The sequence below is a fragment of the Mycobacterium sp. E735 genome (assembly GCF_001666955.1).
Classification (GTDB): Bacteria; Actinomycetota; Actinomycetes; order Mycobacteriales; family Mycobacteriaceae; genus Mycobacterium.
Genome location: NZ_LZIX01000113.1, coordinates 1 through 641, shown reverse-complemented (window position 1 = coordinate 641; position 641 = coordinate 1). Strand labels below are relative to the sequence as shown.

The window sequence follows — 641 nt, the reverse complement described above, 5'->3', positions numbered from 1 at the left end:
GTGTAACCCTGGCGGAACAGCTTCGCGCAACCGGTCAGGTACTTCATGTAGCGGTCGTAGACCTCTTGCGACTGGATCGCGATGGCCGCGTCCTTGTTGGCCGCCAGGTTTGCCGCCCATATATTGAGAGTCCGCTCGTAGTGCTCACCCAGTAATTGCACCTTTTCGACCGAGAATCCGGCGGGCTCAGCGAATTTGAAAATATCTTCCTGCGTCGGCAGCTGGCCGCCCGGAAAAATCTCGGTGCCGATGAATCGCGCGAATCTCACATCGCGCATAGTCAGCTTGATGCCGAGTGCGGGCATCTGCTGCCATTGATAGGTCAAAATGGTGTGCAACAGCATCCGACCGTCGTCGGGCAGGATGTGGTGGGCACGTTCAAAAAAGGCCGGCCACCGGTCGGCCTTGAACGCCTCGAAGGCGCCGATGCTGACGATTCGGTCGACCTTGTCGTCGAATTCCTCCCAGCCCTGCAACCGGACTTCGACGGAGCGGTCGGTGGGGATGGCGGCCATTTTGGCCTTACTGTAGGCAAACTGGTTGCGACTCAGCGTGATCCCGATCACGTTGACGTCATATTTCTCGATCGCCCGGTGCAGCGCTCCTCCCCAGCCGCAACCGATGTCGAGTAGCGTCATCCC

At 59.1% G+C, this 641-nt stretch carries 1 protein-coding gene; it reads right to left on the bottom strand.

The annotated features are described in order from the left end of the window. Window positions 1-641 (bottom strand): class I SAM-dependent methyltransferase (locus A5704_RS09555; protein ID WP_067888702.1); only part of this gene is annotated, 641 nt, incomplete at both ends.